Origin of the sequence: Streptomyces sp. RGM 3693 (genome assembly GCF_050471125.1) — a bacterium.
In the GTDB taxonomy this organism is placed as follows: Bacteria; Actinomycetota; Actinomycetes; order Streptomycetales; family Streptomycetaceae; genus Streptomyces.
In genome coordinates this window covers 1273222-1296742 of record NZ_JBMPPQ010000001.1, presented here as the reverse complement: position 1 = coordinate 1296742, position 23521 = coordinate 1273222, and the positions used below count along the sequence as shown (strand labels likewise).

Here is a 23521-nt window from a genome sequence, read left to right as displayed (position 1 = left end):
CACCGCCCGGGACGCGGCGGGCCCACCGTGGCTGGTTACAGCCGTGGGTCCACCGGTTCCGACTCCAGCGCGAGCACCGCGAAGACCGCTTCGTGCACCCGCCAGAGCGGTTCCCCATCCGCCAGCCGGTCGAGCGCCTCCAGCCCCAGTGCGTACTCGCGCAGGGCCAGCGAACGCTTGTGGCCGAGGTGGCGGATGCGCAGCCGCCGCAGGTTCTCCGGGCGGGTGTACTCCGGACCGTAGATGATCCGCAGGTACTCCCGACCGCGGCACTTGATGCCCGGCTGGACGAGCCGGCCGTCCGGCTGCCGGACCAGCGCCCGGACCGGCTTGACGACCATGCCCTCACCGCCGTCGGCGGTCAGATCCAGCCACCACGCGACGCCGGCCGCGACCGACGCCTCGTCCTCCGTGTCGACGACCAGCCGCCGGGTCGGCGCGAGCAGTCGTATGCGGTCGGCGGCGGGCGCTGCGGCGCCAGGCACGGCGGGCCCGCCGGACGTCCCGGCAGCGCGGGCCGCCGCGTCCTCCCACGCCCCCGCCGGGAGCGCCTGCTCGGCCGCTATCAGCCGGTCGATCAGGGCCAGTTGCTCGGTGTGCGGTATGCCGGCCAGGCTGCGCCCCTCAACGGCGAGCACCTGGAAGGGCGCGAGCCGGATACCGGCCAACCCGGCGCTTCCCACCTGTCCGGCCAGCCCCGCGGGTCCAGTGGCTTCCGCCTGTCCGGTGACTCCCGGCAGCCCGGCAGGTCCCGGCAGCCCGGCAGGTGCCGCCGCGGCCGGTGCCGCTTCCCCCACCCGCCAGCAGTACCGCCGGTACGCATCGGTGAACGCCGCGGCATCGACGGCCCGCCCGCGCTGCCGGTCGAGCAGCGCCGCCACATCGACCCCACGGGCGGCCGCCGCCTCCAACACGCCGAGCGCCCCGGGGAACACCGCCCCGGACGCCGCGCCGACCGCCGCGTACTGCGTGCGCAACAGGCCCATCGCCTTGAGGGACCACGGCATCAACTCGGCGTCCAGCAGCAGCCATTCGGTGTCCAGCTCGACCCACAATCCGGCCTGGTCCACACAGTCGCGGACCCGCCGGAGTAGCTGCTCCGTCGTCCCCTGGTCGTCGAAGAACGGCCGGCCGGTGCGGGTGTACAGGGCACCCGACACACCTTCGCCCGTCACCCCGAACCGCTCGCGGGCCACCGCCTCGTCCCGGCAGACCAGCACCACCGCCCGGGAACCCATGTGCTTCTCCTCGCACACCACTTCACGGACGCCCGCCGCGCGGTACTCGGCGAACGCCTCCAGCGGGTGCTCCAGGAAACCTTCGTCGCGTGCGTCCGCCTCCTCGGACGACTTGGCGGTCGCGCAGGGCGCCATGGTCGGCGGGAGGTACGGCAGCAGCCGCGGGTCTATCGCGAAGCGGCTCATCACCTCCAGAGCGGCCGCGGTGTTCTCCTCCTTCACGGCGAGACGACCCATATGGCGGGTCTCCACGATCCGCCGACCGGCCACGTCGTCGAGATCCAGCGGGCGGCCGTCCGCCCCGCCCGGCGCTTCCGTGGCCAGCGGTTTGGCGGGCTCGTACCAGACGTGCTCGGCCGGTACGTCGACCAGTTCGCGCTCCGGCCAGCGCAGCGCGGTCAGCTTCCCACCGAAGACGCAACCGGTGTCCAGGCAGATGGTGTTGTTGAGCCAGCCGGCACGCGGGGTGGGCGTGTGGCCATAGACGACGGCGGCGCGGCCGCGGTACTCCTCCGCCCACGGGTACCGCACGGGCAGGCCGAACTCGTCGGTCTCGCCCGTGGTGTCGCCGTACAGCGCGAAGGACCGCACCCGGCCCGACGTACGGCCGTGGTACTTCTCCGGCAGCCCGGCATGGCATACCACCAATCCACCCCCGTCCAGGACGTAGTGGCTGACCAGTCCCCTGATGAACTCCGCGGCCCCGGCGCGGAACGCCTCGTCCTCCTTCTCCAGCTGCTCGACGGTTTCAGCGAGGCCGTGCGTGTGCTGCACCGCCCGCCCATGGAGATAACGCCCGAGCTTGTTCTCATGATTCCCGGATACGCACAGTGCGTGACCGGACGCCACCATTCCCGTCACCAGACGTAGTACGCCCGGGCTGTCCGGCCCCCGGTCGACGAGGTCACCGACGAAGACCGCCGTACGGCCCTCGGGGTGCACCGCGTCCACTGCCCGCCCTTGCCCGTCCCGGGCGAGCGCGTAGCCGAGCCGGCCGAGCAGGGTCTCCAGCTCGGAGCGGCAGCCGTGAATGTCGCCGACGATGTCGAACGGCCCCGCGAGGTGCCGCAGGTCGTTGAACCGCCGCTCCCTGACGACCTCCGCGGCCTCGATCTCCCGCTCGCCGCGCAGGTGGTGCACCTTACGGAAGCCCTCACGCTCCAACTTCCCCACCGAACGGTGCAGTTCACGCTGGTGCCGCTGGATGACGCGGCGCGGCAGCCCGACCCGGTCGGCGCGTGCCGCGTTCCGCTCAACGCAGACGTGCTCGGGCACGTCCAGCACGATCGCCACCGGCAGGACATCGTGCTCGCGTGCCAGCCGCACCAACTGGGCGCGCGACTCGGCCTGCACATTGGTGGCGTCCACCACCGTCAACCGCCCGGCAGCGAGCCGCTTGCCGACGATGAAGTGCAGCACCTCGAAGGCATCTCCGCTGGCGGCCTGGTCGTTCTCGTCATCGCTGACCAGCCCCCGGCAGACGTCAGACGAGATCACCTCGGTCGGCTTGAAGTGCCGGGCGGCGAAGGTCGACTTGCCGGAGCCGGTCGCGCCGATCAGCACCACCAGCGACAGATCGGGCACAGCCAGCGAACGCGCCACCGGGCGAGGCGCACGAGCCAACTGCCGCTCGACCGGCGACCCCGACCCCGACCCCGACCCTGACCCCGGCCGCGGCTGCGACTGCGGCTGCGGCTGCGGCTGCGGCTGCGGCCGTCCTTCCGCCTGCGACGTGCGGTTCCCGTCACTCATGCCGCTGCCCCCTTCCCACTGACCGGCCCGCCGCCGACACCACTCACACCGTCGACACTGCTGACGCCACCGACACCACCGACACCACTGACGTCACGGCCACTACGGACACCACCGGTGCCCCCTACGCCGCTCACGCCACCCATGCGGCTCCCCTCCGCCACACTCTCGACGCTTTCTCCCACACTCACACCATTACTACCTTCTACGCCTTCTACCCCTTCTACGCCTTCCTCGCCGCCCGGGCTCCCCTTACCGCCGCTCTCACGGTCCGCCCAGGTGTCACCGCCCCCACGGGAACCATGGGAACTATGGGAACCACGGGAGCCACGACCCCCACCAGCACCACCGTCCTCACGTGTGAAGCACGCAAGCTGAGTGGGCGCCCCGACCTCCGGGTCCTCCGGCCCCACCGGGCCGAACGTCACCGCATAGCCGTGCCGCGCGGCGACCTCCCCCGCCCAGCGCCGGAACTCCTCCCGCGTCCACTCGAACCGGTGGTCCGCGTGCCGCACTTGCCCGGCGGGCAACGATTCCCAGCGCACGTTGTACTCGACGTTGGGCGTGGTCACGACGACCGTCCGGGGCCTGGCCGCCCCGAAGACCGCGTATTCCAACGCCGGCAGCCGCTCCGGATCGACGTGCTCCACGACCTCGCTGAGCACCGCCGCGTCGTAGCCCTTGAGCCTGCTGTCCGTGTACGCCAACGACCCCTGGACGAGTCGTACGCGCTGCGCCTGCCGCTCGGAGATCCGGTCGAGGCGGAGTCTGCGCCGGGCCTCGTGGAGCGCCCGCATCGACACGTCCATCCCGACGACCTCGGTGAACTGCCCTTCCTTGAGCAGCTCGCCGATCAACTGCCCCTGCCCGCAGCCCAGATCGAGGACCCGAGCGGCCCCAGCCGAGCGCAGCACGTCGAGGACGGCCTCCCGTCGCCGCACGGCGAGCGGAACCGGCTTCTCCTCGGTGTCGGATTCCTCGTCCACCGCGTTGTCGATCTCCTCGACGGCGGTGTCGTCCGTCTCGGCGAGCCGCTCCAGTTCCAGCCGCGCCATCGCCTCACGGGCCAGCGACCAGCGGCGGGCCAGATAGCGGCCGACGATCAGCCGTTGCTCCGGGTGGTGCTCCAGCCAGCCCTCGCCGGCGCGCAGCAACTTGTCGACCTCATCGGGCGTCACCCAGTAGTGCTTGGCGTCGTCCAGGACCGGCAACAGCACATACAAATGCCGCAGTGCGGCGGCGAGTTCACACTCGCCCTCCAGGACCAGCCGTACGTAGCGCGAGTCGCCCCACTCGGGGAAGGTCTCGTCCAACGGCAGCGGCTCGGCCGACACCGACCAGCCGAGCGGCCCGAAGAGCTTCTCCACCAGCGCGGCACCGCCCCGGGCGGGCAGCACCGGCACCTCGATGCGCAGCGGGATCGGCCGCCCGGCCAGTTCCGGCCGGGCCGCGCACTGCCCCTTCATCGCACTCGCGAAAACGCTGCGCAGCGCCACCGCGAGCAATGACGACGCCGCGTAGGGCCGGTCGTTCACGTACCGCGCGCGGGCGGAATCCGGTGCCCCGCCGCGCCCTTTCCCCTGCCCACGGCGTACGAGGGCAACGGGATCGACCTCCAACAGCAACGCAGCCGTGCAGCGTTCCGCATCCGCCTCCGGGTAGAGGACGTGCGCGGTGCCGTGCGAGGTCGAGAACGGTTGCGCCTTGTCGGGATGCTTGTGCAACAGGAACCCGAGGTCGGTCGCGGGGCGGTCGGTCGTGCCGGTGGTGGTTATGGTCAGAAACACCCCTTGAGTATCGGTGTGTACGGTGCCACTCCCCCACCGAATTTCCGCGGGCCCTGCTCTTGGTGGGCAGCGTGCCAGTGCCTCAGCCCGGCGAAACCGTGCTCGCCGGCGGCCCGTTTCCCCGGCAAGGACATCAGGGGCGACGGGCTCGGTTCGTCGTGAGCGCCGCATCGGCAGCATCGAGGATCGCGCCGAAGACGTGGGTGAGGACGGGTTTGACGAGCACCCGAGTGACCGCGTCCGCGCCGAAGGGAGCGGGGATCTGGCAGATCGTCGTCCAGACGACCAGGGTGCCCTCGGCGACTTCGGTGAAGGTCATACGACCGAGCTCGTGCCGGGCCGGTGGGAAACTGCGGTCGACGACGTAGTCGAAGTCGTACGGCGCGTTGTAGGCAGTGATCCGTTCGCGGAACCAGCCGATGAGCCAGGTGTGCAACCGGACGGCGCCCACTCCGTAGGGCGCGCCCGCGCCCGGCCGGGCCAATCTCGCCTTGAGGACGAACGGGGAACGGGTGTAGTTGGTGCTCGTCGCGCACCAATCGAATACGTCGGCGATCGGCGCCGCTATGACGCGACGCACCGTCACGGTTTCCATGCCGTGTCCCTTCTCCTGGCGGGCAGGCACGGCACGACGGCCGCGCCTGACTCACCGGGGAGACGCCGCAGCACCCGAGATCGTGACGCCCTCGCTCGTGACGCGCGTCACCTCGCGAGCGAGGGCAGGTGTTCGTGCGCCGTGATCCCGACTCGTCGACCCAACCGAGCCGAGGTGCCGGGCAGCCGGCCCGGACACACCTCCACCAGCCAGCCGAGCCCAGCCGCTCCCGCCACCCCCACCCACACCACCTGACCCACTAACCAGCGAGGCGACGCTCCGGGTCATCCAGGCCGCCCGGGTTGCCCGGGTTGCCCGGGCCAACCAGGCCGTCCGAGGATCTGGGCAGGGCGACCGAGGGTCCGGGCAGGGCGTTCCCACGCTGACGCCCAGACATCCGATGCGCCCCGCCACGCGCCTCTCAACGCCCCTCCCCGCTTTCGACGGACCTGACGTCAGCCCAACTGCGACTGGACCTCCGCGGAGATCAGCTCCAGGTGGTCCAGATCATCCAGATCCAGCATCTGGAGATAGACCCGGGACGAGCCGATGGCGGCGTACCGGCCGAGCTTGTCCACGACCTCCGCAGGCGAGCCCGCCAGGCCGTTGGCCTTGAGCTCGCGCACCTCGCGGCCGATGGCCGCGGCCCGCCGCGCCACCTCGGCGTCGCTCTTGCCGACGCATGCGACCAGGGCGTTGGAGTACACCAGGTCGTCGCCCTTGCGCCCGGCGGCTTCGGCGGCCGCCCGCACCCGACCGAACTGGCGCTCACTGTCTTCGAGCGAGGCGAAGGGCATGTTGAACTCGTCGGCGTACTGCGCCGCCAGTCGCGGGGTGCGCGTCGCGCCGTGTCCCCCGATCAGCACCGGCACCTTGCCCTGAGCAGGCTTGGGCAGCGCGGGTGACTTCTCCAGCTGGTAGTAGCTCCCCTCGTAAGAGAACTCCTTTCCTACTTCCGTGCCCCACAGGCCGGTGATGATCGCCAGCTGTTCCTCCAACCGCGCGAGCTTCTCCTTGGGGAACGGGATGCCGTACGCCTTGTGCTCCTCCTCGAACCACCCGGCGCCCAGGCCGAGTTCGACCCGGCCACCGGACATCTGGTCCACCTGGGCGACCTGGATGGCCAGCACGCCCGGCAGCCGGAAGGTGCCGGCCGTCATGAGGGTGCCGAGCCGGATCCGCTTGGTCTCGCGGGCCAGACCGGCCAACGTGATCCAGGCGTCCGTCGGGCCGGGCAGCCCGTCGGCGTCCCCCATCCGCAGGTAGTGGTCGGAGCGGAAGAAGGCGTCGAACCCGAGGTCCTCGGTGGCCTTGGCGACCGTCAGAAGGGTGTCGTAGGAAGCCCCCTGCTGGGGCTCGGTGAAGATGCGTAGGTCCATACCTCCATCCTGCACGGTGCCCAACGAAACACTCGCCAGTGCCTGCCGTCGCACCGGGCGAGTCCGCTTCGCGTACGTGCGGTATGTGCGTGGTGGGTGCGATGAGCGGCGCCCCCCAGTCCCGTACTCGACCCAGCCCGGCTCCCCGACGCCCGCTCCGGGCTCCCGACTCCCGGCTCCCGGCCGGCTGCGCGACCTGACCGACCAGGGATTCACCAACGAGGAGAACGGATCTGACGGCGGCAATGACGGCGACGAGGGGTGTCGGCGAGGTCAGCACCCGCTACCGGTGGACGCAGAGGGCAGGAGAGAGAAGCGGCGAGGACGGGTGGAAGGAAAGAAGGAAGAGGACTGACCGGACGGAAGGGGTGGAGGGAAGCCGAAGGGACATGGGCGGTCGTGCTTCCTGCGGTCGCGCCTCGTGCGGTCGCGCTTCCGGCCGTGGCCGGCCAGGGGCGCGGGTTGCGTGCCTCTGCCCAGGCATGCCGGTTCACGTGGTCAGCCGGCATGGGGTGCCAGCCGGGCCGACCGTGCTTGCAGGGGGCAGGTCGGGAGGCGGCCCGCCCGCTGTCAGGCAAGGTGCCGGTCGCGTACCTCCAGTTTCTCCAGTATTCCGGCGACGTGGTCCCTCGATTCGTCTGCGGTGTCCATGGCTTCCACGCAGGTCCAGTACATCCCTTCCTCCTCGGCCGAGATCACCACTCCTACCAGCGCCTCGCACACCTCTCGGAGCAGTTGAGACAGGCCGATTAAAGCCGACTTGACGTCGCGTATCTCGGTCAACTGGACCGCCCGGAGCCCGCCGGTGGTCGCTGTCGAGCACAGCAGTCCCCCGCTGAACCGCCCGCCCGCGTCGCCCAACCCTCGGGCCCTGGACCGCACTTCGTACGGACCGAATATCGCGAGATGGCTGCCTATCGCCTCCGCCAAGGCTTGCGACTGCCACGCCTCGACGACCACGTCATGAACCGTGTTCGCCTGCGCCAGACCGCGCCGACTGGCCGCGATGATCCGCACCGCGTCCATCTGTGTCCCTCCTTCCTTCGTCATGCGCATTCACTCCGCCCTCCTTCCACTACCCAGAGTGAGGCCCAACAGCCAAAAACGCCAGAGGAATTCGCAAATCTGTGGACAACCAAGGCGCTGTGGAAAGATCCATGACTCCATAGAGTGACGAGAGGCGGATTCGGGGCGGTCGCGGCAGCGCTTGCGACCCTCGGGGTTCCCTCGTGCGCCTCGCCGTTCCCGTCCGTCACCCAGCATGAATCGGGCAACGTGCGACACTCAACGTTCTTTTGGCACACCAGCCCCTGCAATCCCTGTCTTTCGACTCGGCACCCAGGTCTCCCGGCGCACGCCGCGTGTCGGCGGGTGGTGATGGTGGCTGCGGCGGTGGCGCATGAACCGGCGCGCGGCCTCCAGCGCGAGCGGGCCCTCAAACCGGCGCGGAAAAGCCGGCGGGGCGGAGGCTCTCGCCCCGCCCCGCCGGCCTCAGCCTGTCGCTCGACGCCCGCTCCCCGTCCGACCGGCGACTACTCGCCGTCCCGCGGCCGGTCCGGCGGTGCCTGCCGGACCGCCGGGAACCGCGTCTCGTTGCGTTCGATCTTCGCGGCGAGCGCGGTCAACGGGTCGATCCCCAGCGCCTGACAGAACTGGAGCAGATACGCCAGGACGTCCGCGACCTCGTCCTCCACCCGGCCGGCCGCCTTCGGGTCGGCCATCACTTTCGCCGACTCCTCCGGCGTCAACCACTGGAAGATCTCAACCAGTTCCGCGGCCTCGACACTGAGCGCCGCGGCCAGGTTCTTGGGGGTGTGGTACTGCTGCCAGTCCCGGGCGGCCGCGAAGTCGGCCAGGCGTCGCTGCAGGGCATGAAGATCCTCACTCATACCCCTAGGTGTAGCACCTGCACCCCGGGCAGCCCCTCGGCGACCGACGGGTCCCACACCGTACCCAGCAGCCGGACGTGTCCCCGGTCGGCCATCCGTACGGCCAGCGACACCAGCTCCCGAGCCTGTCGGCGGTCCATACAGCGGTCCATGCCGTCCGCCATCACCGTCATCTGTTGCAACGCCGACGGGATCTCCCCGGCCGGATCCATGGCCAACACTCCAGGGCCGGTGAGGAGCACCAGAGCCAGCGCGAGGAACCGCAGCTCACCGTCGCCGAGCTGCTCGACGGGCATCTCCCCCAGGTCGCCGCGGTCGAGGACCGTCCTCACGGCCTGCGGATCCGGAACTCCCTGCCCGCCCGGCACCACACCGTCGCCGCCTTCCCCGGCGGCCGCGGCCTCCGCTGCCATCGTTGCGTCCGACTGCCAGGGCACCGCCCGCAGCCCGTCGACGGGCCCGGAACAGGCATCCCGTACGGCTGCGACCAAGATGGCGTGCCGGCGGGCGCATTCGCGGCTGGTGCGCTCCAGCACGGTGGCGAGGTTGTCGCAGGACGACCGCAGCCGCCCTTCGTCGCGCTCGTCGTCGTGGCCCCAACCGCTGGCCTCGCCGCCGCTCCGCGCGCCTTTGCGTCCACGCGGAGCCGCCGTCGGTCCGCCGGGACCACCGGTTGCGCCGCCTTTCCCGGGACGGCCCGGACCGCCACCCCGGCCGCCGCCGCGCGCCCCAGTGCCGCGCCCCGCACCTCCCCCACCGGACGCGCCGCCCGCGGTACGACCGTCGTCCGCGACGCCATCCGCCGTCTGGCCTCGCATGGCCTCCGGCCGCGGATCACACACGAAGGCTGAACGCAGTGCGACCACGACTTGTTCCGCGGCGGCCAGGACCAGGCGCTGCCCCTCCGTCTTGCCCGCCACCCGCAGCGGGAGGAGAGAGGTGGCCAGCCGATCGTCGGGCAGTGGAGCGCGCGTCACCGGGGTCGCGCCGGCGGTGTGCCAGGCCGCCTGGACGGCGGAGCGGGTGGGGTCGGTGAGGGCGGTGGTGAGCAGCGTCTCGCCACAGCCCGTCAACCGCTCACCGACGATGCGGAGTTCGGGTTCGGCCTGTACGGCGAGATCGAGGTGGACGGGGCCCACCGAGCCGTCGACCGTACAGCCGAGGCGGAACCCGCGCCGCCCCTGGTCGTCGGGGCGCGCGTTCGCCGGTACACAGGCGGAGGCCCCGCCCGCCACCACCCCCACGGCCCGTTCCAACGGGTCGCCGCTACCGAGCCGGGCGAGGATCTCGTAGGCCTGGAGCACGCTGGACTTGCCGCTTCCGCTGTCGCCACTGAGCAGCGTCAACGGGCCGAGCGGCAGGGTGACGCCACGATGGGACTTGAAGGCGGACAGCCGTAATTCGGTGACCGCCGGACGTGCGCTGTCGGTATCCATGCGGGGACGCTATGCAGTCGCCCGCGCGGAGAACCGTTACGCCCAACTGCTCTTCCTACGAACGGGGGACGGTACCCGCCGCCGGCTCCGCGACCTCGGTCCCGACCGGCGCCAGCAGGAACACGTTGGTGTCCACGCGGTGCATGCCACTGCCGAGGCCGAAAACGACCCCGCTGGCGAAGTCCAGGATGCGCTTGGCGACATCGGTGTCCGCGCTGCTGAGGTCCAGGAGGACCGGCAGCTGCGCCATCAGGTACTCGGCCACTTCCCGGGCGTCTGCGAAGGTCTGGACGCGGATGACGATGAACCGCCGCGTCTCCTCCGTCGGTTCATCGTCCGGGAGGGCGCGGTGGTCGGGCCAGGAGGGCCATTCGTTGCCGCCACGTAGCGGTACGACTTCGGCGAGCCCTTCCCACTGCTCGTCGGTGGCATCGGGGCCGTTCACCGAATCACCTCACCCAGTGGAGCGCTGGCTTTCTGCGGTATGTGCATCGCACGATTCTAGAGATAAACCTACAAACGTCGCCGACTGCGACACACGCGGTGGCGCAGCTCTCTCATCCTGCCTCATCGCCCTGACCAGTGCGGACACCTGGGCAGATCTGCCGGGTCGAGTTTCTGTATGCCTGTTCATCCTCTCTTGTGACGGAGGCCGGGCGTGCCATCCCGGCAGATCATGCACAAGTGCCTGACAGCAGCTCAGCATTGGGCAGCGCAGGTGTCCCTGAGTGCCTGTGACCTTCCGGCGGGCGGCGTACGCGCGTGCATGCCATGCCACTGCGTCAGGCGTGGGTTTCGTCACGGCAACGGCAACGGCAACGGCGGCGGGGAGGAGCGGCAGGTAGGCGGGGCGGCGGGGCCGAGGCACCCTGAACGCGGGAGCAAGTGTGGTGCGGTGATGCAGCGGCAGGGGGAGGGTGGGCGCGGGAAGGCGGCGGTCTCCCCTGGCTTCACCCAAGCCGCCATGCAGGCAAGGAGGCTTCCCCTTGCCTGCGCGTACCGCCGGCGGCTCCCGGGCTCGGTGCGAGGGCCGGGCGCGGTGCCGAGGTTCGGGCGTTTGCGCTGGTCGAGGGCGTTGTCAGTGGGGTCTCTTATGGTAGGTGCATGAGTACGGAGAGTGACTGTCGAGAGTGGGTGCGGACGGGGTCCGGACCCTCGGGCGCGAGGCGCGGCGGGTCGTTCGCCGGGGCGTGGTGGGCGAGGGATCAGCGGGCCAGGCGGCCGAGGAGTGAGGAGGCCGTGGCGATACCGGCGACCGCCGCGGCGGCGAGCACGACGAAGTCGAGGGCCAGATGGGAGGTGGTGCCCAGGAGCAGTCCGCGGAGGGCGTCGACCTGATAGCTGAGGGGGTTGATCTTGCTGACGGTCTGCAGCCAGCCAGGCATGACGGCAACGGGGTAGAGGGCGTTGGAGGCGAAGAAGAGCGGCATGGTGATGGCCTGCCCGATACCCATCAGGCGGTCGCGGGTCAGCACGATGCCGGCGATCGAAATCGACAGACAGGAGAAGAAGGCGGAGCCGAGGATCACGGCGACGGCCACGCCCAGGAGGCGCAGGGGGTTCCAGGTCATGGCCACCCCGAGCAGGGCGGCGATGACGATCACCACCACGGCCTGGAGCAATGCCTTCACCCCGGCGGCGAACGCCTTGCCCGCGATCAGAGCGGAGCGTGGTGTGGGGGTGACCAGCAGCTTGGTGAGGATGCCGGCATCCCGCTCCCAGATGATCATGATGCCGTAGAAGATCGCGATGAACATGGCGGACTGGGCGATGATCCCGGGCGCCAGATAGTCGATATAGGGGGTGCCACCAGTGGGGATGGCCTTGATACGGGTGAAGGTCTCGCCGAAGACCACGAGCCAGAGGGCAGGTTGGACGGCGCGGGTGTAGAGCTCCGTGCGGTCATGACGGAGTTTCTGCAACTCGACCACGCACATCGCGACGACTCTGGCGGGCAGCACCCGCCAGCCCGCGCGGGCACGCGGTGGGACCAGGAGGAGGTCCAAGTGGCGGGTGGCGGCAACGGCGTCAACCGACTCGGGCTGCGGTACGGCGGGTGCTCCGGACATCGCGGAAGTCTCCTGACTGCTCGTCGAGGCCGGCGCCGGCGACGTCCCGGAAGACGTCCTCCAGCGTCGGCTCCGCGTCGGACGAGGGCGAGAGTGAGGACGAGGGTGAGGACGAGGATGAGGACGAGGATGAGGACGAGGATGAGGACGAGGATGAGGGTGACGGCGAAAGAGGGGGCGACGGAGAAGTGAGGGGGGTGGACGGTGCGGTCGCGGCGCGTGCGCGGCGGGCGCGCAGGGCCGCGCGGAGTTCCCCGGGCGTGCCCAGGGCGCGGATCCGGCCGCGGTGCATCAGGGCGACACGGTCGCAGTACTGCTCGGCCTCATCCATGTAGTGGGTGGTGACCAGGACGGTCATTCCGGTGGCGGCGCGGACCGTGTTGATGTGCTCCCAGACGCTGGTGCGGGCGATCGGGTCGAGGCCGATCGTCGGTTCGTCGAGCATCAGCAGGCGGGGTGCGCTGACCAGCGCCTGGGCGAGTTCCAGGCGGCGAATCATGCCGCCGGAGTACGTGTTGGCGAGTCGGTCGGCGGCGTCGGTGAGGTGGACGGCGGCCAGTGCCTGGGTGACGCGGGCGGCGCGCTCGCGTCGGGGGACGTCGAAGACCCGGGCGAACAGTGCGACGTTCTCCCGGCCGGTCAGCCCGGCGTCGGCGGACAGTTGCTGCGGCACATAGCCCAGGAGGCGTCGGACGGCCATCCGCTCCCGCGCCGCGTCGTGGCCGAAGACCCGGACCATACCCACGGGGACGGGCAGGAGGGTGGTGATGCAGCGGATGGCGGTGGTCTTGCCCGCGCCATTCGGGCCGAGCAGACCGAAGACCTCGCCGGGGTGGACGGCCAGGTCCACTCCGTCCACGGCGCGGGTCTCACCGAAGGCGTAGCGGAGGGCGTGGCAGGTGAGGGCGTCGCCGCCCGGGGCGGGGGCCCGGTCCGGAGCGAGGGCCCGGTCCGGGGCCGGAGGCATCGGGCGGCCGGTCGGCGGCCCTTCGGTGTCCGGGGGTTCTCCGGGGGCGGTCCGCGGGGCCGTCCGGCCCGGGTCGTCGCTGGTCATGGTCCCTCCGTCTGCTGGTGCAGGTTGTGGGCGAGCTGGCGCAGCGCCGGAAGGGCAGCCGCCAGTGCCGTCCGGTCGGCCTCGGTGAGGCGCGTGACCTGTTCGCGGACGAGGGCACTGCGGCGGGTCTCCCAGTCGTGCAGCCGGGACCGGGCCTCCGGGGTGGGGAAGAGCTGGGCCGAGCGTCGGTCGGCGGGGTCGGTCTGGCGGCGTAGGTAGCCGGCCCGGCTGAGTTGGTTGACCAGGGTGGAGACCGAGTTGCCCGCGAGGTAGAGCTCTTTTGCGGCGGCGGAGACGCGGATGCCGGGCCGGGTGGCGACCAGTCGCAGGAGTTCGACCTGTGCGCCGCGCAGCCGGGGGGCGGGCAGGCCACGGCGGAGCCGCCGGCGGATCAGCCGTTGGATTCCGGCCAGTACGTCAGCCAGCTCGTCGGGGAGGTCCCCTGTGGCCATATGTCGACTTTAGCTCTGAGTGAGAGGCACGTCAGGTGGTGCATGGCAGGTGAGAAGAGGGTGTGCGCCCCGGCCGAAGACGGGGTGGTGGGACCCGGCCGCAGACGGGGTGGTGGGACCGGGCCGAAGACGGGGTGGTGGGGCCGGGCCACCGGCCGCGTAGGAGGGACCCAGGACAGCACGGTTCTCAGCACGGCGGGCAAGGGCCGGGCGTGGGCGAGGACGAAACCGGAGGCGATGCCGAGGTACGGGCCGTTCTCCACCACGTTGTCGATCATCTCGATGGTGTACGCGGTAGTGGTGGCCCCGGTGTCCACCAGCAGCCCGCCCGCCGTCCGGATCGCTGCCCGCCAATCCGGAACCGGCACGTCCAGGCGTACGGCCGCGGCGGGGAGGAGATCGCTAAGAGCTGCCAAGGCGGGACGCTAAGGAGAACGGGCGGGCAGCCGTGCACCGGTCCGTGGAGGGGGAGTTGGAGGTGGGCGCGGGGAGAGGCGGGGAGAGAGGCAGAGAGAGGCGGCGAGGGAGGTGGAGAGGGATTGGGGGGTTATCGGGGTGTTGTGAGGGGTGGGGGGCCGGGTTGGGGGGCCGGGTTGGGGTCACGGTCGGCTCACGGGTCGATCGGGGTTGGTGCCGGGGCCGGTGGGGCGGCGAACCGTGCGGCGCGTGATGGGTATTGTGACGCCATGTGGGCGACAGCACGGTGTGGACTCTGGCAATCGCGGCGCTGACGGGTGGTACGGCGGTACTGGCCAGCTGGGTGACCAGTCGCGGCAGTACGCAGGCGGCCAAAATCCAGGCGGAGACCGCGGCGCGCTCGCAGCGCGCGGAGAAGTTGCGGGAGAGCCGACGCACCGCATACCTGGATCTGATCGAGCAGACCCATCGGATCGGCGAGTTGTACTGGGAGATCTCCGCGGAACTACGGGAGTCCGCCTCGGACACGCGGACCGCCAGGCTCGACGCGCTGCTCGACCGCGAGACCGCGGAGTACGCGAAGATCCGCCGCTGCGCGCGGATCGTGGAGTTGGAGGGCCCGCCCTCCGCCGCAGCCGCGGCGCTCGCCCTCCAGAAAGCGACCGGGCCCTTCTACGAAACGCTACGGGCCGGCATGGTCGAGGAAACGGACTGCCGCGAGGAGTTCAACGCCGCGTACACCCCCTTCTGGAGGGCGCTGGAGAACTTCGTGGACACGGCCCGGGCGGCGCACCAGACGGACTGAGCACATCAGGCGGACTGAACGCATCAGCCGGACCGGGCGCATCAGCCGATCCGGGCACATCAGCCGGTCCGAGCGCCTGTGGGCTTCGCGCCGCCCCGGCGGCTCCCCCTCCCGCCCCCGGCGGCCCGCCTTTCCTTCCTCCCTACCTCCCCGCCCACCCGGGCAGCCGGCCTTTCGGTCACCCGTTCGGCGTAGGGGGTAGGTAAGGAAATGGTCGGCGGCGGCCGGCTATGGGGGCGCCCCGGAATTGACGGGTGACGGCGGGTAACGGCGGGTAAAGCAGGGCCGTCGTACGCCGCGGGCTCCGGGTGCGGGCGGAGACAGCCGAGGCGAGGCCGGAATCCGCTGCATACGCTATCCGGGATGAAATGGCGCCTTTGTGGCCCATGAGCGAAGGAAGGTGCTCCTTCCGACCGCCCCCGATACGGGGGCGGTAATTTGCTCATTGTTCTGGGGAATTCATCTTCCCGACGAAAACACCCGTCCTTCTCACTCCAGGAGTTCCGAATGGCACAGGAAGCCGACAGCACCGTCTGGAACTGCCCATTCGATTATGCCGAGGCGCTGGAGTTCGATCCGACGCTCAGGCGGATCATGACCGAAGAGCCGGTCGCACGTATTCGACTGCCCTATGGCGAGGGCGAGGCGTGGCTGGTCACGAAGTACGACGACGTGCGGATCGTGACGACGGACCGGCGGTTCAGCCGGCATGCGGTCGTCGGGCGGGACTTTCCGCGGATGACGCCGGAGCCGATCGTGCAGGCCGAGGCGATCAACGTGATGGACCCGCCCGCGAGCAGCCGGCTGCGGAGCCTGGTCGCGAAGGCGTTCGCCCCGAAGCAGGTGGAGCGCATGCGGACGCGCACGCAGCACGTCGTCGACGAGCTGCTGGACCGGATGGTCGAGGACGGGGCGCCGGGGGACCTGATGGAGAACCTCGCGTCGCCGCTGCCGCTGACGACGATCTGTGAGGTGCTCGACATCCCCGAGGACGAGCGCGCGCAGCTACGCGGGTACGCCCGGACGATGATGAACGTCAGCCTCGACAACAAGGACAACGCCGTCCGCGCCAAGGCCGACATGCGGGACTACTTCACGGAGCTGACCGCACGCCGCCGCCGGGACCCCGGGGACGACCTGATCAGCGCGCTGGCGACGGCCCGCGTCGGGGACGAGGTCCTGGACGAGAAGGAACTCACCGTCATGGCCATGGTGCTCCTCATCACCGGCCAGGACACCACGACCTACGAGATCGGCAACCTCTCGTACACGCTGCTGACCCGGCCCAAGGACCTGGCGATGCTGCGGGAGCGGCCCGAGGCGCTGCCGCAGGCGATGGAGGAGATGCTGCGGTTCATCCCGTTCCGCAAGGGAGTCGGCATCCCGCGGGTCGCGCTGGAGGACGTGGAGCTCAGCGGGGTGACGATCCGCGCCGGGGACATCGTGCACGTCTCGTACCTGACGGCCAACCGGGACGGCGCGAAGTTCGAGCGCCCCGACGAGTTGGACCTGACGCGGGAGGCGACCGGTCACATGACGTTCGGCTGGGGCGCGCACCACTGCCTGGGCGCCCCGCTGGCCCTCACGGAGCTCCAGGTCGCGCTCAGCACCCTGCTGAAGCGGTTCCCCGATCTGAAGCTGGCGAAGCCGGCCGAGGAAGTGCGCTGGAACACGACGGCGATCTGGCGTTACCCGCTGGCTTTGCCGGTGGTGTGGTGAGTTGCCGGGGCCGCGGTAAATCCGCGGCCCCGGCGGCGGCATGCGGAACCCACTCCGCTGGCGTACGGTCTTAGGAATGACCCATCTGCACGGGGAGAGTTCAGTCTTCGACGGATGGCCCGCTCGCGTCCTTCCTGGGGTCTGTGTCATCAGGTCGGCGGAATCACCGGAGATTCCTTCGGCCGACAACGGAAGCGCCAACGACGCGAATGCAGAGCGAAATCAGCACTGGGCGGACCACAGTCTGCAAGGAGTGCATCGATGGCCGTTTTGTGCAAACCGGCAATCGCGGTCCCTGAATACATCATCACCAGGGACGACACCCTCGAACTGGCACGAGAGCTGCATGCGAACCATGCACAGCTGAATCTCGTGCTGAGGCTGATCGAGCATACGGGCGTAGTACGGCGGCATCTGATCCAGCCGATCGACAAGGTGCTGGAGCATCCGGGGTTCGACGCCCGCAGTGCCATCTACGAAGAGGAGTCCAAGGCTCGCGTCCCCGCTGTGGTGCGCAAGGCACTCGACCAAGCGGAGCTGGAACCACGGGAGATCGACCTCATCATCTACGTGTCGTGCACCGGCTTCATGATGCCGGCACTGACGGCGTGGCTCATCAACCACATGGGGTTCCGGTCGGACACCCGGCAGATTCCGATCGCCCAACTCGGCTGCGCCGCGGGAGGTGCCGCGATCAATCGCGCGCACGACTTCTGCCGGGCGTATCCGGACGCCAACGTCCTGCTCGTCGCCTGCGAGTTCTGCTCGCTGTGCTACCAGCCCGACGACGTCGGGGTCGGATCGCTCCTGTCCAACGGCCTGTTCGGGGACGCGGTCGCGGCGGCCGTGATGCGCGGCAAGGGCGGTACGGGCGTCCATCTGGAGCGGAACGCCTCGTACCTGATCCCGCACACCGAGGACTGGATCTCCTACGCGGTGCGCTCCACGGGATTCCACTTCCAGTTGGACAAGCGGGTCCCGGGCACCATGGAGCCGCTCGCGCCGGCACTCCGCGGCCTCGCGGAGCAGCACCACTGGGACGCGGGGAACCTGGACTTCTACATCGTCCACGCGGGCGGTCCCCGGATCCTCGACGACCTGAGCCGGTTCCTTGAGGTGCCTGAGGAAGCGTTCCGGTTCAGTCGGGCGACGCTGACCGAGTACGGCAACATCGCCAGTGCGGTGGTGCTCGACGCCCTGGCCCGCATGTTCGACGAGGCGTCGGCGCAAGACGGACAGCGCGGCCTGTTGGCCGGCTTCGGCCCCGGCATCACCGCGGAGATGTCGTTGGGGACGTGGTCGTCGACACCAACCTGACACGCAGAGCAGTGATGTGACGAGCCGTCATCCGTGACGGCTCGTCACACATGTGCGCCTTGGGCGCCACCCCTGGCTCGAGCGCCTGAACGCCGCCCGCGCCATCGACAACGACGTCGACACCGATAGCGATACCGGCACTAACGGCCGCCCCACCTCACCCCCTCACTCCACCCCCACTCCTCGAAAGTGAACCGTCGTGGGCGGTCTGCTCATCGCGCTCAGCGCGTTCGCCTCCACCCAGGCGGACGCCCGTACCAGCGAAGTCCTGCTGGGTCTCTGCGCGTTCGTCGCCGGCGTGGGGCTGGGCTTCATCGGTGCGCCCACCATGGGCTCGCTGTACCGGACGCTGCCCGGGGACGCCATCGCGCAAGGCACCTCGGCTCTCTACATCGTCAACCAGCTCGGCGCCTCGCTCGGCACCGCCGTGGTCGCGCTGCTGCTGCAGAGCCGGACCGACGCCGGCAGCACGCAGGTGGTGGCCTTCCAGAGCGCCTCATGGTGGGTGTTCGCGGCGGCCGTCGCCGTCCTGGTCTCCGGCTGGTTCCTGCCCGGCAAGACGGCCACCGCGGCCGCCGCCGAGGAACGGCCGGCCACGCAGAACCACGCCCAGGACGCCGTCGCGGCCCAGGGCTAAGCACCGACCGGTCCAGCCGGATTCCCCCACCAGGGGCCGGCCGGACCGGGTGTGCGGGAAATCGCGCCCTGGCATGACCGCCCGGCCGCGCGCCAATGCTCCGGTCGTGGGACGACGGCCGGAGCCGGCGCCGCGGCGAACCCACCGGTCCGGGGGTAAGAAGCCCTTATCAGCCGGCTCAGAAACGGCTGTCAGGTAAGCCCCATTAGGAGAAACTGCACGTTCTCACCTACCGAAGCGGCACCCGCACCCCGCCCGCTCCTGAGCCGCAGGCTGCCGGAACGACCGCTGCTACATGCCCTTTTGACGAGCCGACAGACAAGGACGGACGAACTGCTGCGGTGCCCATGAGAGCTGACGACGTCGACTTCGAGGCCGCGGAGCTGACGCTGCTACGGGCCGCGGTCCTCCCGCTCCCGGCGGAGCGCCCTCACGGCTCGCCAGTCCGGCGCTGGCCCAGGAGACCGACATGGTGTTCGCGGGCGGGCCGATCAAGCCCAAGCGGCTGCGCCGCCTGCTGGTTTCCCTGACCAAGTACCACCTGCGGATGAGCCACCGGAACACACCGCTCAGGCTGTTCGCGGGGGTCGCCCTCACCGGATTCGGGGGACGAACCGGCGCTCACGGCAGGCGACGACGGGCCGTGAGACAGCCGGACGGGGCATGGCTGGCCGGCGTGGCCGGGAAACTGCACGAGGTGCCAGGCGTCCTGGCGCGGACCCGGCTGGTGGCGAGTCCGCGACGGCCGGCTGCTGCTGGTGGACGCCCACGACCACACGGGCAGCAAACGGCTGCCCCCTTCCGTCCGGCAGACCGGCCCGGTCCAGCGGGCACTGGAGCTGACCGCGGAGCCGGTCGCCTGGCCCGAGTTGATCGCCGGTATGCGGACCGCCTTCCCCGAGGCGGCGGACGGGGTGATCGAGCGCTGCCTCGAACAGCTGATGCGGTGCGGCTTCCTGCTCAACGACCTCACCCCGCAGCCCGACTGCACCGCACCGCACCGCTGGCACACGTACGGGCGCTGCACGATGACGCCGAGCACGTCATCCAGGTCGACACCGCGCTGGACGCCCGCCTGGTGCTGCCACGCGAGGTCCAGCCGCGAGGTGGAGCAGGCGGCGACCGTGCTGTGGCGGACCTCGCTGATCCGGCCGGGCAGTGCGCAACTGCGCGACTACCAGGAGCGGTTCCTGGAGCGGTACGGCACGGACCGGGCGGTGCCGGTGCTCGAACTCCTGGATCCGATCCGCGGGTTAGGGCTACGCCGGCGGTCCGGTGCCGCGGCCCGCGCCGCACCCCGGGACGGAGCGACGCGACCGGGTGTTGGCCGAACCGTTCATCAGCTCCCGAGCCAGCCTCGCTGGACTCATGACAGAAGCCGGCATACACCCAACAGCCTCGACCACTGGCGGATGACCTCCTACAACCGGTGGCAGGAAAGCGGTCGAAGAGACCCGCAACGCAGAAAGGCCCCGCACCATAAGGTGCGGGGCCTTCCCACAATAATTGTTCGGCGGCGTCCTACTCTCCCACAGGGTCCCCCCTGCAGTACCATCGGCGCTGAAAGGCTTAGCTTCCGGGTTCGAAATGTAACCGGGCGTTTCCCTAACGCTAAAACCACCGAAACACTATGAAGTTGAACTCCAGCCAACAAGGCGAGTTCGTTACTTCAGAACCTACACAGTGGACGCGAGCAACTGAGGACAAGCCCTCGGCCTATTAGTACCAGTCAACTCCACACCTTACGGCGCTTCCATATCTGGCCTATCAACCCAGTCATCTACTGGGAGCCTTACCCCATCAAGTGGGAGGGAGCCCTCATCTCGAAGCAGGCTTCCCGCTTAGATGCTTTCAGCGGTTATCCTTTCCGAACGTAGCCAACCAGCCATGCCCTTGGCAGAACAACTGGCACACCAGAGGTCCGTCCGTCCCGGTCCTCTCGTACTAGGGACAGCCCTTCTCAAGACTCCTACGCGCGCAGCGGATAGGGACCGAACTGTCTCACGACGTTCTAAACCCAGCTCGCGTACCGCTTTAATGGGCGAACAGCCCAACCCTTGGGACCGACTCCAGCCCCAGGATGCGACGAGCCGACATCGAGGTGCCAAACCATCCCGTCGATATGGACTCTTGGGGAAGATCAGCCTGTTATCCCCGGGGTACCTTTTATCCGTTGAGCGACGGCGCTTCCACAAGCCACCGCCGGATCACTAGTCCCTACTTTCGTACCTGCTCGACCCGTCAGTCTCACAGTCAAGCTCCCTTGTGCACTTACACTCAACACCTGATTACCAACCAGGCTGAGGGAACCTTTGGGCGCCTCCGTTACTCTTTAGGAGGCAACCGCCCCAGTTAAACTACCCACCAGACACTGTCCCTGATCCGGATCACGGACCCAGGTTAGACATCCAGCACGACCAGAGTGGTATTTCAACAACGACTCCACACCAACTGGCGTTGGCGCTTCAAAGTCTCCCACCTATCCTACACAAGCCGAACCGAACACCAATATCAAGCTATAGTAAAGGTCCCGGGGTCTTTCCGTCCTGCTGCGCGAAACGAGCATCTTTACTCGTAATGCAATTTCACCGGGCCTATGGTTGAGACAGTCGAGAAGTCGTTACGCCATTCGTGCAGGTCGGAACTTACCCGACAAGGAATTTCGCTACCTTAGGATGGTTATAGTTACCACCGCCGTTTACTGGCGCTTAAGTTCTCAGCTTCGCCCCACCGAAATGGAGCTAACCGGTCCCCTTAACGTTCCAGCACCGGGCAGGCGTCAGTCCGTATACATCGCCTTACGGCTTCGCACGGACCTGTGTTTTTAGTAAACAGTCGCTTCTCGCTGGTCTCTGCGGCCACCCCCAGCTCAGGAAGCAAGTTCCCTCACCAGAAATGGCCCCCCTTCTCCCGAAGTTACGGGGGCATTTTGCCGAGTTCCTTAACCATAGTTCACCCGAACGCCTCGGTATTCTCTACCTGACCACCTGAGTCGGTTTAGGGTACGGGCCGCCATGAAACTCGCTAGAGGCTTTTCTCGACAGCATAGGATCATCCACTTCACCACAATCGGCTCGGCATCAGGTCTCAGCCTTAACGTGTGACGGATTTACCTACCACACGGCCTACACCCTTACCCCGGGACAACCACCGCCCGGGCTGGACTACCTTCCTGCGTCACCCCATCGCTTACCTACTACCACCTTGGGTCAACGGCTCCACCACGTCCCTTTGTCCGAAGACTCCAGGCCGGCTTCACGGCTTTAGCATTAATGGATTCGATATTGGGCGTTTCAAAGCGGGTACCGGAATATCAACCGGTTGTCCATCGACTACGCCTGTCGGCCTCGCCTTAGGTCCCGACTTACCCTGGGCAGATCAGCTTGACCCAGGAACCCTTAGTCAATCGGCGCAAGAGTTTCCCACTCTTGTATCGCTACTCATGCCTGCATTCTCACTCGTGAACCGTCCACAACTCGTTTCCACGGCTGCTTCACCCGGCACACGACGCTCCCCTACCCATCACGATCCCCGTTGGGGGTAATATCGCAATGACACGACTTCGGCGGTGTACTTGAGCCCCGCTACATTGTCGGCGCGGAATCACTTGACCAGTGAGCTATTACGCACTCTTTCAAGGGTGGCTGCTTCTAAGCCAACCTCCTGGTTGTCTCTGCGACTCCACATCCTTTCCCACTTAGCACACGCTTAGGGGCCTTAGTCGATGCTCTGGGCTGTTTCCCTCTCGACCATGGAGCTTATCCCCCACAGTCTCACTGCCGCGCTCTCACTTACCGGCATTCGGAGTTTGGCTAAGGTCAGTAACCCGGTAGGGCCCATCGCCTATCCAGTGCTCTACCTCCGGCAAGAAACACACGACGCTGCACCTAAATGCATTTCGGGGAGAACCAGCTATCACGGAGTTTGATTGGCCTTTCACCCCTAACCACAGGTCATCCCCCAGGTTTTCAACCCTGGTGGGTTCGGTCCTCCACGAAGTCTTACCTCCGCTTCAACCTGCCCATGGCTAGATCACTCCGCTTCGGGTCTTGAGCATGCTACTCCACGCCCTATTCGGACTCGCTTTCGCTACGGCTTCCCCACACGGGTTAACCTCGCAACATACCGCAAACTCGCAGGCTCATTCTTCAAAAGGCACGCAGTCACGACGCACCAAGCAAGCTTGATGCGCGACGCTCCCACGGCTTGTAGGCACACGGTTTCAGGTACTATTTCACTCCGCTCCCGCGGTACTTTTCACCATTCCCTCACGGTACTATCCGCTATCGGTCACCAGGGAATATTTAGGCTTAACGGGTGGTCCCGCCAGATTCACACGGGATTTCTCGGGCCCCGTGCTACTTGGGTGGTTCTTAAGCAAGCCGCTAATGTTTCAGCTACGGGGGTCTTACCCTCTACGCCGGACCTTTCGCATGTCCTTCGCCTACATCAACGGTTTCTGACTCGCCGACCGGCCGGCAGACCGATCAAAAGAACTCCCACAACCCCAACCACGCAACCCCTGCCGGGTATCACACGTGACTGGTTTGGCCTCATCCAGTTTCGCTCGCCACTACTCCCGGAATCACGGTTGTTTTCTCTTCCTGCGGGTACTGAGATGTTTCACTTCCCCGCGTTCCCTCCACACTGCCTATGTGTTCAGCAGCGGGTGACAGCCCATGACGACTGCCGGGTTTCCCCATTCGGACACCCCCGGATCAAAGCTTGGTTGACAGCTCCCCGGGGCCTATCGTGGCCTCCCACGTCCTTCATCGGTTCCTGGTGCCAAGGCATCCACCGTGCGCCCTTAAAAACTTGGCCACAGATGCTCGCGTCCACTGTGCAGTTCTCAAGCAACGACCAGCCACCCGTCACACACCCACAAAGGATGCTTCACCGGGGCCGGCATCGCGAAGGTCCAGACCACAGTCCGTACCCTCAGACACCCAACAGCGCGCCCAACACGACCAGTCGA

16 protein-coding genes, 2 rRNA genes and 1 pseudogene are annotated in these 23521 nt (G+C 68.3%); 5 read left to right on the top strand and 14 right to left on the bottom strand.

Annotated features, from left to right (window positions below; genetic code table 11):
* Positions 1–35: 35 nt before the first annotated feature.
* The 12 genes from ACO0M4_RS05405 to ACO0M4_RS05350 all read right to left on the bottom strand — a co-directional run bounded on the left by ACO0M4_RS05405 (position 36) and on the right by ACO0M4_RS05350 (position 14067).
* Positions 36–2990, bottom strand: coding sequence for a polynucleotide kinase-phosphatase (locus tag ACO0M4_RS05405; RefSeq protein WP_430368455.1), 2955 nt, complete (start codon positions 2988–2990; stop codon positions 36–38).
* A complete protein-coding gene (locus tag ACO0M4_RS05400) occupies positions 2987–4777 on the bottom strand; it encodes a 3' terminal RNA ribose 2'-O-methyltransferase Hen1 (protein ID WP_430368454.1) in 1791 nt (596 codons plus the stop codon). The genes ACO0M4_RS05405 and ACO0M4_RS05400 overlap by 4 nt, the downstream gene beginning before the upstream one ends.
* Positions 4778–4910: 133 nt before the next feature.
* Positions 4911–5372 carry an SRPBCC family protein gene (locus tag ACO0M4_RS05395; protein ID WP_430368453.1) on the bottom strand — a complete coding sequence of 154 codons (462 nt, stop codon included), beginning with the start codon at positions 5370–5372 and terminating at the stop codon, positions 4911–4913.
* Between the two features lie 455 nt (positions 5373–5827).
* On the bottom strand, positions 5828–6751 hold the full coding sequence (locus ACO0M4_RS05390) for an LLM class F420-dependent oxidoreductase (protein WP_430368452.1): 924 nt from the start codon (positions 6749–6751) through the stop codon (positions 5828–5830).
* A gap of 570 nt (positions 6752–7321) precedes the next feature.
* Positions 7322–7777: a DUF6099 family protein gene (locus ACO0M4_RS05385; RefSeq protein ID WP_430371260.1), complete on the bottom strand. Its 456-nt coding sequence runs from the start codon at positions 7775–7777 to the stop codon at positions 7322–7324.
* Between the two features lie 506 nt (positions 7778–8283).
* Complete coding sequence (locus tag ACO0M4_RS05380) at positions 8284–8640, bottom strand: nucleotide pyrophosphohydrolase (RefSeq protein WP_430368450.1); 357 nt, start codon at positions 8638–8640, stop codon at positions 8284–8286.
* Entirely contained in the window at positions 8637–10076 is a 1440-nt protein-coding gene (locus ACO0M4_RS05375) for a biotin transporter BioY (protein ID WP_430368449.1), read from the bottom strand. Before ACO0M4_RS05375 ends, ACO0M4_RS05380 begins: the two co-directional genes overlap by 4 nt.
* A gap of 55 nt (positions 10077–10131) precedes the next feature.
* Entirely contained in the window at positions 10132–10521 is a 390-nt protein-coding gene (locus ACO0M4_RS05370; protein WP_430368448.1) for a cell division protein SepF, read from the bottom strand.
* A gap of 760 nt (positions 10522–11281) precedes the next feature.
* Positions 11282–12145 (bottom strand): ABC transporter permease, encoded by an 864-nt coding sequence (locus ACO0M4_RS05365; protein ID WP_430368447.1) that lies wholly within the window; start codon positions 12143–12145, stop codon positions 11282–11284.
* Positions 12105–13112 (bottom strand): ATP-binding cassette domain-containing protein, encoded by a 1008-nt coding sequence (locus ACO0M4_RS05360; protein ID WP_430371259.1) that lies wholly within the window; start codon positions 13110–13112, stop codon positions 12105–12107. The genes ACO0M4_RS05365 and ACO0M4_RS05360 overlap by 41 nt, the downstream gene beginning before the upstream one ends.
* A gap of 83 nt (positions 13113–13195) precedes the next feature.
* On the bottom strand, positions 13196–13651 hold the full coding sequence (locus ACO0M4_RS05355; protein ID WP_430368445.1) for a MarR family winged helix-turn-helix transcriptional regulator: 456 nt from the start codon (positions 13649–13651) through the stop codon (positions 13196–13198).
* Complete coding sequence (locus tag ACO0M4_RS05350; RefSeq protein ID WP_430368444.1) at positions 13591–14067, bottom strand: PTS sugar transporter subunit IIA; 477 nt, start codon at positions 14065–14067, stop codon at positions 13591–13593. Before ACO0M4_RS05350 ends, ACO0M4_RS05355 begins: the two co-directional genes overlap by 61 nt.
* Before the next feature lie 272 nt (positions 14068–14339).
* On the opposite strand from ACO0M4_RS05350, the gene ACO0M4_RS05345 reads away from it, so the two are divergent.
* The 5 genes and pseudogenes from ACO0M4_RS05345 to ACO0M4_RS05325 all read left to right on the top strand — a co-directional run.
* On the top strand, positions 14340–14873 hold the full coding sequence (locus ACO0M4_RS05345) for a hypothetical protein (protein WP_430368443.1): 534 nt from the start codon (positions 14340–14342) through the stop codon (positions 14871–14873).
* Positions 14874–15380: 507 nt separating this feature from the next.
* A complete protein-coding gene (locus ACO0M4_RS05340) occupies positions 15381–16592 on the top strand; it encodes a cytochrome P450 (RefSeq protein ID WP_430368441.1) in 1212 nt (403 codons plus the stop codon).
* Between the two features lie 261 nt (positions 16593–16853).
* Positions 16854–17909, top strand: a complete 1056-nt coding sequence (locus tag ACO0M4_RS05335; protein WP_430368439.1) for a type III polyketide synthase — start codon at positions 16854–16856, stop codon at positions 17907–17909.
* A 199-nt stretch (positions 17910–18108) separates the two neighbouring features.
* Positions 18109–18546, top strand: coding sequence for a hypothetical protein (locus ACO0M4_RS05330; protein ID WP_430368437.1), 438 nt, complete (start codon positions 18109–18111; stop codon positions 18544–18546).
* Between the two features lie 448 nt (positions 18547–18994).
* Positions 18995–19838 (top strand): annotated as a pseudogene (locus tag ACO0M4_RS05325) (lantibiotic dehydratase); the annotation flags it as partial.
* A 216-nt stretch (positions 19839–20054) separates the two neighbouring features.
* Here the strand turns inward: ACO0M4_RS05325 and rrf are convergent.
* Together rrf and ACO0M4_RS05315 are read right to left on the bottom strand one after the other, a co-directional pair.
* Positions 20055–20171, bottom strand: a 5S ribosomal RNA gene (gene rrf / locus ACO0M4_RS05320).
* A 74-nt stretch (positions 20172–20245) separates the two neighbouring features.
* A 23S ribosomal RNA gene (locus tag ACO0M4_RS05315) occupies positions 20246–23367 on the bottom strand.
* Positions 23368–23521 lie beyond the last annotated feature (154 nt).

Bases quoted from the DNA above. Each gene is read 5' to 3' on its own strand.
- ACO0M4_RS05405 (WP_430368455.1), bottom strand. From the start codon at position 2,990: ATGAGTGACGGGAACCGCACGTCGCAGGCGGAAGGACGGCCGCAGCCG.
- ACO0M4_RS05395 (WP_430368453.1), bottom strand. From the start codon at position 5,372: ATGGAAACCGTGACGGTGCGTCGCGTCATAGCGGCGCCGATCGCCGAC.
- ACO0M4_RS05390 (WP_430368452.1), bottom strand. From the start codon at position 6,751: ATGGACCTACGCATCTTCACCGAGCCCCAGCAGGGGGCTTCCTACGAC.
- ACO0M4_RS05385 (WP_430371260.1), bottom strand. From the start codon at position 7,777: ATGGACGCGGTGCGGATCATCGCGGCCAGTCGGCGCGGTCTGGCGCAG.
- ACO0M4_RS05380 (WP_430368450.1), bottom strand. From the start codon at position 8,640: ATGAGTGAGGATCTTCATGCCCTGCAGCGACGCCTGGCCGACTTCGCG.
- ACO0M4_RS05375 (WP_430368449.1), bottom strand. From the start codon at position 10,076: ATGGATACCGACAGCGCACGTCCGGCGGTCACCGAATTACGGCTGTCC.
- ACO0M4_RS05365 (WP_430368447.1), bottom strand. From the start codon at position 12,145: ATGTCCGGAGCACCCGCCGTACCGCAGCCCGAGTCGGTTGACGCCGTT.
- ACO0M4_RS05360 (WP_430371259.1), bottom strand. From the start codon at position 13,112: ATGCCTCCGGCCCCGGACCGGGCCCTCGCTCCGGACCGGGCCCCCGCC.
- ACO0M4_RS05355 (WP_430368445.1), bottom strand. From the start codon at position 13,651: ATGGCCACAGGGGACCTCCCCGACGAGCTGGCTGACGTACTGGCCGGA.
- ACO0M4_RS05340 (WP_430368441.1), top strand. From the start codon at position 15,381: ATGGCACAGGAAGCCGACAGCACCGTCTGGAACTGCCCATTCGATTAT.
- ACO0M4_RS05335 (WP_430368439.1), top strand. From the start codon at position 16,854: ATGGCCGTTTTGTGCAAACCGGCAATCGCGGTCCCTGAATACATCATC.